The sequence below is a fragment of the Pseudomonas sp. GW821-FHT01E05 genome, assembly GCF_059422425.1.
This window is the reverse complement of the sequence record NZ_JBWKWW010000001.1, coordinates 723,629-731,132: the sequence shown is the minus strand read 5'-3', so window position 1 is coordinate 731,132 and position 7,504 is coordinate 723,629. Positions and strand designations below refer to the sequence as shown.

General features: G+C 56.6%; 8 protein-coding genes. 5 read left to right on the top strand and 3 right to left on the bottom strand.

Features of this window, described 5'->3' with window-relative positions; all coding sequences use genetic code 11:
* Positions 1–217 (top strand): hypothetical protein (locus AC07W5_RS03530; protein WP_495022790.1); only part of this gene is annotated, 217 nt, incomplete at its 5' end.
* A 4-nt stretch (positions 218–221) separates the two neighbouring features.
* Here the strand turns inward: AC07W5_RS03530 and tyrS are convergent.
* Complete coding sequence (gene tyrS / locus AC07W5_RS03525) at positions 222–1,421, bottom strand: tyrosine--tRNA ligase (RefSeq protein WP_495022795.1); 1,200 nt, start codon at positions 1,419–1,421, stop codon at positions 222–224.
* A gap of 210 nt (positions 1,422–1,631) precedes the next feature.
* Here tyrS and AC07W5_RS03520 point away from each other — a divergent pair, with 210 nt between their 5' ends.
* The gene (locus tag AC07W5_RS03520) at positions 1,632–3,053 is read left to right on the top strand and encodes a peptidoglycan DD-metalloendopeptidase family protein (protein WP_495022789.1); all 1,422 of its coding nucleotides are present in this window, start codon (positions 1,632–1,634) and stop codon (positions 3,051–3,053) included.
* 3 nt (positions 3,054–3,056) lie between these two features.
* Positions 3,057–4,148 carry an anhydro-N-acetylmuramic acid kinase gene (locus AC07W5_RS03515; protein WP_495022788.1) on the top strand — a complete coding sequence of 364 codons (1,092 nt, stop codon included), beginning with the start codon at positions 3,057–3,059 and terminating at the stop codon, positions 4,146–4,148.
* Between the two features lie 73 nt (positions 4,149–4,221).
* Here the strand turns inward: AC07W5_RS03515 and erpA are convergent, their stop codons facing one another.
* Positions 4,222–4,572 carry an iron-sulfur cluster insertion protein ErpA gene (gene erpA, locus AC07W5_RS03510; RefSeq protein ID WP_007906865.1) on the bottom strand — a complete coding sequence of 117 codons (351 nt, stop codon included), beginning with the start codon at positions 4,570–4,572 and terminating at the stop codon, positions 4,222–4,224.
* A 209-nt stretch (positions 4,573–4,781) separates the two neighbouring features.
* On the bottom strand, positions 4,782–5,816 hold the full coding sequence (argC, locus tag AC07W5_RS03505; RefSeq protein WP_495022787.1) for an N-acetyl-gamma-glutamyl-phosphate reductase: 1,035 nt from the start codon (positions 5,814–5,816) through the stop codon (positions 4,782–4,784).
* A gap of 134 nt (positions 5,817–5,950) precedes the next feature.
* Between argC and hemJ the strand changes: the two genes are divergently transcribed.
* Positions 5,951–6,382 (top strand): protoporphyrinogen oxidase HemJ, encoded by a 432-nt coding sequence (gene hemJ, locus AC07W5_RS03500; RefSeq protein WP_494990528.1) that lies wholly within the window; start codon positions 5,951–5,953, stop codon positions 6,380–6,382.
* Between the two features lie 34 nt (positions 6,383–6,416).
* Entirely contained in the window at positions 6,417–7,385 is a 969-nt protein-coding gene (locus tag AC07W5_RS03495) for an NAD(P)H-dependent flavin oxidoreductase (RefSeq protein WP_495022786.1), read from the top strand.
* Positions 7,386–7,504 lie beyond the last annotated feature (119 nt).

Sequence of the window (7,504 nt, the reverse complement as noted above, 5' to 3'; positions counted from 1 at the left end):
CAACACCTCTTTTACACCGCTTTCGACCGAGTGGATCGAACCGTTATTAGAGCAAAACCTCACTGCCCCAGTAACTCCTTCCGGCTTCGCTGAACTGAAGCTCAAGCGCTGTCGAAAACCGCGTAACTCTTTGTTTACCAAGGAGTTTTCCGTTTCGACTGCGCCGGAAGTGGGGCGAATTATAGGCTTCCAGATTCTGTCGTCAAGGGTTAATTGACGCTTTATTCAGGCTTTAGCGTAATACGCGCAAAAGCCTTCTTACCAGCCTGACAAACATGGGTCGCACCCAATGCATATATATAGGTACGATCAACCACCTCACCATCTATACGCACACCACCAGAACCAAGAAGGTCGCGCGCCACTGCCGAATTCTTCACCAGGCCCGCCTTATTAAGGACGGCGGCAATCGGCATATCTTCGGTAGCAGTCAATTCGATCTCAGGCAGATCATCCGGCAACTCACCATCCTTCATGCGATTGCCAGCCGCGCGATGAGCATTCGCCGCAGCCTCTTCACCATGGAAGCGCGCTACGATTTCTTCAGCCAGCTTGATCTTTATGTCACGAGGATTGGCGCCAGCCTCTACATCAGCCTTAAATACGGCAATCTCATCCATCGAGCGGAAGCTCAGCAACTCGAAGTAGCGCCACATCAGCACATCCGGAATAGACACCAGCTTGCCATACATCACGCCTGGCGCTTCCTGAATCCCGACGTAGTTGCCCAGAGACTTGGACATCTTCTTCACGCCATCCAGGCCTTCAAGCAAAGGCATGGTGAGGATGCACTGCGCCTCCTGCCCATAAGAACGCTGCAACTCGCGCCCCATCAGCAGATTGAACTTCTGATCTGTACCGCCCAGCTCGACATCGGCACGCAGCGCCACCGAGTCATACCCCTGAACCAGCGGATAAAGGAACTCATGGATCGCGATCGGCTGATTGGTCGAGTAACGATTGTTGAAGTCGTCGCGCTCAAGCATGCGCGCTACGGTGTACTGCGAGGTGAGACGAATGAAATCCGCCGGCCCCATCTTGTCCATCCAGGTGGAGTTGAACGCCACCTCGGTCTTGGCCGGATCAAGAATCTTGAATACCTGACTCTTGTAAGTCTCGGCATTTTCGAGGACCTGCTCACGAGTCAACGGAGGACGCGTTACGCTCTTGCCGCTCGGATCACCAATCATTCCGGTGAAGTCGCCTATCAGGAAAATCACCTGATGCCCCAAGTCCTGGAACTGACGCAGCTTATTAATAAGCACCGTATGACCCAGGTGCAAATCCGGCGCGGTCGGATCGAAACCAGCCTTAATACGTAGTGGCTGACCACGCTTGAGCTTTTCGACCAGCTCGGACTCGACCAACACCTCTTCCGCACCACGTTTGATCAGCGCTAGCTGTTCTTCAACCGACTTCATAACAGACCCGCAAGGCTCAGATTCAAAGGGAACCAACCATACAAGATCGCGGACTAATTACAAGTTTTGCCCGGCGTACGGAGGCCAATCCACGAACAGAGTGTCCGCGGGCTTGCTTCACAGATGATTTGGTTATATTTTATACAGTTATTTCATCTTCATCATGTCATTCATCTTTTCCAATTCATCTTTATCAAAGTCAAATTACCTATGCTCACAGAACCGACTAAGGCGCCGCCGCTTTATCCGAAGACCCACCTGCTCGCCGCAAGTGGTATTGCCGCTCTTCTCAGCCTGGCGCTCCTGGTATTCCCTTCAAGCGATGTAGAAGCCAAAAGAACGACTCTGAGTCTTGACCTGGAAAGCCCGGTTCAGCAACTGACACAAGATCAAGACGCTTCCGATGCGGAACAAGCCACAAATGAAGCGCTAGCGCCCCCATTTGCACAAATCGAAAACAGCCCCGAAGACAGCAAGGAAACCGCTCAGGCACGGCCTGTTCCAGCGGTTGTAGAAGAGAAAAAAACCCCTCTTCACAGGGAAGTTATTGTTGCCAAAGGCGACACGCTCTCCACACTGTTCGAGAAAGTCGGTCTGCCAACGACATCGGTGCATGAAGTCCTGGCCAGCGACAAACAGGCCAAACTGTTTACTCAGCTCAAGCACGGCCAGAAACTCGAGTTCGAATTGAGCCCCAATGGCCAGTTGAACAACTTGCACAGCAAGGTCAGCGACCTGGAAAGCATTAGCCTGACCAAAGGTGCCAAGGGCTTTGCTTTCAACCGTGTCACCACCAAGCCCACAGTACGCTCCGCCTACGTTCATGGCGTGATCAACAGCTCGCTCTCGCAATCCGCCGCACGTGCCGGTCTGTCTCATAGTCTGACCATGGATATGGCCAGCGTGTTCGGCTATGACGTCGACTTCGCCCAGGATATTCGTCAGGGTGACGAATTCGATGTGATCTACGAACAAAAGGTCATCAACGGTAAAACCGTCGGCACCGGCCCGATCCTTTCCGCACGCTTCACCAACCGCGGCAAGACGTACACCGCCGTGCGCTACACCAACAAGCAAGGCTCCAGCAGCTACTACACCGCTGATGGCAACAGCATGCGCAAAGCCTTTATCCGTACTCCCGTGGACTTCGCCCGCATCAGCTCGCGCTTCTCCATGGGGCGTAAGCACCCGATCCTGAACAAGATCCGCGCCCACAAAGGTGTCGACTATGCAGCCCCTCGCGGTACGCCGATCAAGGCCGCCGGTGATGGCAAGGTTCTATTGGCCGGCCGCCGCGGTGGCTACGGCAACACCGTGATCATCCAGCACGGCAATACCTATCGCACGCTTTATGGCCACATGCAGGGCTTCGCCAAAGGCATCCAGACTGGCGGCAACGTCAAGCAGGGCCAGGTTATCGGTTATATCGGCACCACCGGGCTCTCCACTGGTCCACACTTGCACTATGAGTTCCAGGTCAACGGTGTACACGTCGACCCGCTGGGCCAGAAGCTGCCAATGGCCGACCCGATCGCCAAAGCGGAACGTGTGCGCTTCCTGCAGCAAAGTCAGCCGCTGATGGCGCGGATGGAGCAAGAGAAAGCCACCATGCTGGCTTCGAGTAAACGCTAAGTCATGGCGCTCTATATAGGTGTGATGTCCGGGACCAGCCTTGATGGCCTGGATATCGCGCTGATCGAGCAAGCACCGGCGATCAAGCTGATCGCCACGCATTACATCCCCATGCCTGAAACCCTGCGCGCCGAGATGCTTGGCTTGTGTGCCAGCGGCCCGGACGAGATTGCCCGCTCCGCCATCGCCCAACAGCACTGGGTGCAACTGGCCGCTCAGGGCATCCGCACCCTCCTCGCTCAACAGAAACTGAAGCCTGAAGATATTCGAGCGATTGGCAGCCACGGGCAAACCATTCGCCATGAGCCTGCACGGGGCTTCACTGTCCAGATCGGCAATCCAGCCCTGCTGACCGAGCTCACCGGCATCACCGTCGTCAGCGACTTCCGCAGCCGTGACGTTGCCGCTGGCGGGCAGGGTGCTCCGCTGGTTCCAGCCTTCCACGAAGCGCTGTTTGATGAGCGTGCAGGCAATCGCGCAGTGCTGAATGTCGGCGGATTCAGCAATCTCAGCCTGATCGAGACTGGCAAGCCCGTCGCAGGCTTTGACTGCGGCCCCGGAAACGTTTTGCTTGATGCCTGGATTCACTCGCAGCGCGGCGACAACTTTGATCGCGATGGCCAATGGGCCGCCAGTGGGAAGGTAGAGCCCGCGCTGCTGAAAGCCTTGCTCAGCGACCCCTTCTTCCTGGCGAAAGGCCCAAAGAGCACCGGTCGTGAAGTATTCAATCTTGAATGGCTCCAGCAGCATCTGCTCTGCCTGCCAGAGTTTTCCGCCGAAGACGTGCAAGCGACACTGCTTGAATTGACCGCACTGACCATCGTCGAGTCATTACAAGCAGCGCAAAGCGGGACGCAAGAGCTGCTGGTCTGCGGCGGTGGCGCCCACAACGCAGCATTGATGAGCCGCCTCGCCGCCCTGCTGCCAAACACCAAAGTCAGCAGCACCGCTGCTTACGGCGTAGACCCGGACTGGGTCGAAGCCATGGCGTTTGCCTGGCTGGCCCATTGCTGCCTGGAAGGCATTGCAGCCAATCGCCCCAGCGTCACCGGTGCTCAAGGCTTGCGTGTACTCGGTGCCATCTATCCCGCTTGATCGATAGACAGCAAAACGCCGCAGAGCTCTGAAGCCATGCGGCGTTGAGTGAAACGGGTACTGCGCTGATCGATCAGATCGAGAACGAAGAACCGCAACCACACGTCGTAGTGGCATTCGGGTTCTTGATTACGAAACGAGAACCTTCCAGACCTTCCTGATAATCCACCTCGGCGCCTGCCAGGTACTGGAAGCTCATCGGATCGACTACCAGACTGACGCCTTCGCGCTCAACGATGGTGTCGTCATCGGCCACTTCTTCATCGAAGGTGAAGCCGTATTGAAACCCTGAACAACCGCCGCCCGTAACGAATACGCGCAGCTTCAAGCGATCATTACCCTCTTCATCGACCAGGCTCTTTACCTTGTGCGCGGCACCGTGGGTAAATTGCAAAGCCGTGGGGGTGAAGGATTCGACGCTCATGCTGACTATCTCCCGGCGTTACGCCGCCATAATGCGTGATGACGCGCATTATCCGCTTCTCCTAGAAAAGCGGTCAACTATTGTTATGGTATAGCAAGTAGGAGCGAGCTTGCTCGCGATGGTCGTTAACGGTGACACGTACTTCCTGGATAAACGTGGCGCCTTGGAATCCATCGCGAGCAAGCTCGCTCCTACAGGAGATAACTCCCTTACGGCAGCATCCCGGCGTGGGACAGGCCCAAGCGCTCATCCAGACCGAACAGGATGTTCAGGTTCTGTACCGCCTGACCCGACGCTCCTTTGACCAGGTTATCGATCACCGACAACACCACCACCAGATCACCGTCTTGTGGACGATGAACGGCGATACGGCAGACATTGGCGCCGCGTACGCTACGGGTTTCCGGATGACTGCCCGCTGGCATGACATCGACGAATGGCTCATTGGCATAGCGTTTTTCAAATAACGCCTGCAGATCCACCGACCTGTCCACAACGGTCGCGTAGAGCGTCGAGTGAATACCACGAATCATTGGCGTCAGATGCGGGACGAAGGTCAGGCCGACATCCTTGCCGGCTGCGCGACGCAGTCCCTGGCGAATCTCAGGCAAATGACGATGCCCTTTGACCGCATAGGCCTTCATGCTTTCGGAGGTCTCGGAATACAGCGAACCAACGCTGGCACCGCGACCGGCGCCGCTGACACCCGACTTGCAGTCAGCGATCAAGCGTGTGGTATCTGCCAGCCCAGCCTCAAGCAATGGCAGGAAGCCCAATTGCGTGGCCGTTGGATAGCAACCCGGCACCGCAATCAGGCGCGCCTGTTTGATTTGCTCGCGATTGACTTCAGGTAAACCGTAAACGGCTTCCTCCAGCAGCTGTGGCGCGCCATGAGGCTGGCCGTACCACTTGGCCCATTCATCAGCATCCCGCAAACGGAAGTCTGCCGACAGGTCGATAACCTTGGTGCCCGCTGCCAGCAACTCGCCCGCCAATGCATGAGCAACACCGTGCGGTGTGGCGAAGAACACCACATCACAGGCAGCCAATGTCTCGATGTCCGGCACGCTGAACGCCAGGCCGTCGTAATGGCCTCGCAGGTTCGGGTACATGTCGGCAACGGCCAGGCCCGCCTCGGATCGGGAAGTGATCACTACCACTTCAGCTTGCGGATGCTGTGCCAACAGACGCAACAGTTCGACACCGGTGTAACCCGTGCCGCCGACGATACCGACCTTGACCATATACCTGCCCTCAACGAACCACTGGAAAGCCGTCGATAATAGGGGCCGCGCAGGCCTGCGACAACCGTCAAGGTGACGTACGGAGGCTCAAGCCTCTACTATTCGGACTACCGTGAACCTGGGAATAACTAAAAATGCTGTATCTGTGGCTCAAAGCTTTTCACATTATCAGTCTGGTCTGCTGGTTTGCCGGCCTGTTTTACCTGCCGCGACTATTCGTCTACCACGCGCAAAGTGAAGACAGCGTTAGCAAAGAGCGCTTCAGCATCATGGAGCGCAAGCTATACCGCGGGATCATGGGCCCGGCGATGATCGCCACGCTGGCATTCGGGATCTGGCTGATCAGTCTCAACCCGAGCACCTACTTCGGCCAAGGCGCCTGGATGCACGCTAAGTTGACCCTCGTGGTAATCCTGATTGGCTACCATCATATGTGCGGCGCACAGGTAAAACGCTTTGCCCGCGGCGAAAACACCCGCAGCCACGTTTTTTATCGCTGGTTCAATGAAGTGCCTGTTCTGATATTGCTGGCAATCGTAATTCTGGTCGTTGTGCGGCCGTTCTAAATCCTACTAGTCGCAACTATTCGGGGTACTTTCAATGTCGCTGCCCGCCCTGCTAGAAGAACGCTTGCGTCTGCCTGTCGTGGCAGCGCCGATGTTCCTGATTTCCAACCCGCAGTTGGTACTGGCTTGCTGTCGTAACGGCGTGGTCGGGAGCTTTCCCGCTCTCAACCAACGTGAAAGCAGCGGTTTCAAAGCCTGGCTCGAGGAAATTGAAGCAGGACTGGCGGCGCTGGAAAATACTGCGCCCTATGCCGTGAATTTGATCGTTCACCATAGCAACCCGCGGCTTGAGGCGGATCTGGCGATCTGTATCGAACACAAAGTGCCGATTGTCATCACCAGCCTCGGCGCGGTGAAAGAGCTCGTCGATGCGGTACACAGTTATGGAGGGCTGGTGTTTCACGATGTCACAACTCGTCGCCACGCTGAAAAAGCCGCTGAAGCTGGCGTGGACGGATTGATTGCGGTCGCCGCCGGTGCTGGCGGACATGCCGGGACCTGGAGTCCGTTCTCACTGATTGCCGAAATCCGCCAGTTCTTCGACAAGACCCTTCTACTGGCCGGTTGCTTGAACCACGGCCACGAGATTCTTGCCGCACAACTGCTCGGTGCGGATCTGGCGTATTTCGGCACACGCTTTATTGGCACAACCGAAAGCCACGCACCTGAAGCTTATAAAGAGATGCTACTGAGCTCCAAGGCCGCCGACATCATTCACACCCCAGCGGTGTCCGGCGTCCCCGCAAGCTTCATGCGCCAGAGCCTGGTAAATGCCGGTTTCGATTTGGGGGTGCTGCAGGGCAAGGGTGAAGTCAACTTCGGGTCGAAACTCAAACCCCTCAGCGACGAAGCCAAAGCCTGGAAAACCGTTTGGTCGGCTGGCCAGGGGGTAGGTGAAATTGATGATCTGCCCAGCGTCGATCAATTGGTGGCACGCCTGGACGCCGAATACCGCAGCGCGCAAGAGCTTGCCACGCGATTGCCAAAACGCTGGCCGCGCTGAGGCCGTTGGACAGCACAACAGCCAAAGCGCTGTCTTCACTCTGGCTGGTCTTGCTTGCCGCGGTGCTCATCGACGCAATCGCTGGCGGCCTTACACTCTCAAAGATGAGTACGAGAGCA

What these genes read in the sequence shown, in the direction of transcription:
- tyrS (WP_495022795.1), bottom strand. Translation starts at nt 1,421, where the DNA reads ATGAAGTCGGTTGAAGAACAGCTAGCGCTGATCAAACGTGGTGCGGAA.
- argC (WP_495022787.1), bottom strand. Translation starts at nt 5,816, where the DNA reads ATGGTCAAGGTCGGTATCGTCGGCGGCACGGGTTACACCGGTGTCGAA.
- AC07W5_RS03495 (WP_495022786.1), top strand. Translation starts at nt 6,417, where the DNA reads ATGTCGCTGCCCGCCCTGCTAGAAGAACGCTTGCGTCTGCCTGTCGTG.
- erpA (WP_007906865.1), bottom strand. Translation starts at nt 4,572, where the DNA reads ATGAGCGTCGAATCCTTCACCCCCACGGCTTTGCAATTTACCCACGGT.
- AC07W5_RS03520 (WP_495022789.1), top strand. Translation starts at nt 1,632, where the DNA reads ATGCTCACAGAACCGACTAAGGCGCCGCCGCTTTATCCGAAGACCCAC.
- AC07W5_RS03515 (WP_495022788.1), top strand. Translation starts at nt 3,057, where the DNA reads ATGGCGCTCTATATAGGTGTGATGTCCGGGACCAGCCTTGATGGCCTG.
- hemJ (WP_494990528.1), top strand. Translation starts at nt 5,951, where the DNA reads ATGCTGTATCTGTGGCTCAAAGCTTTTCACATTATCAGTCTGGTCTGC.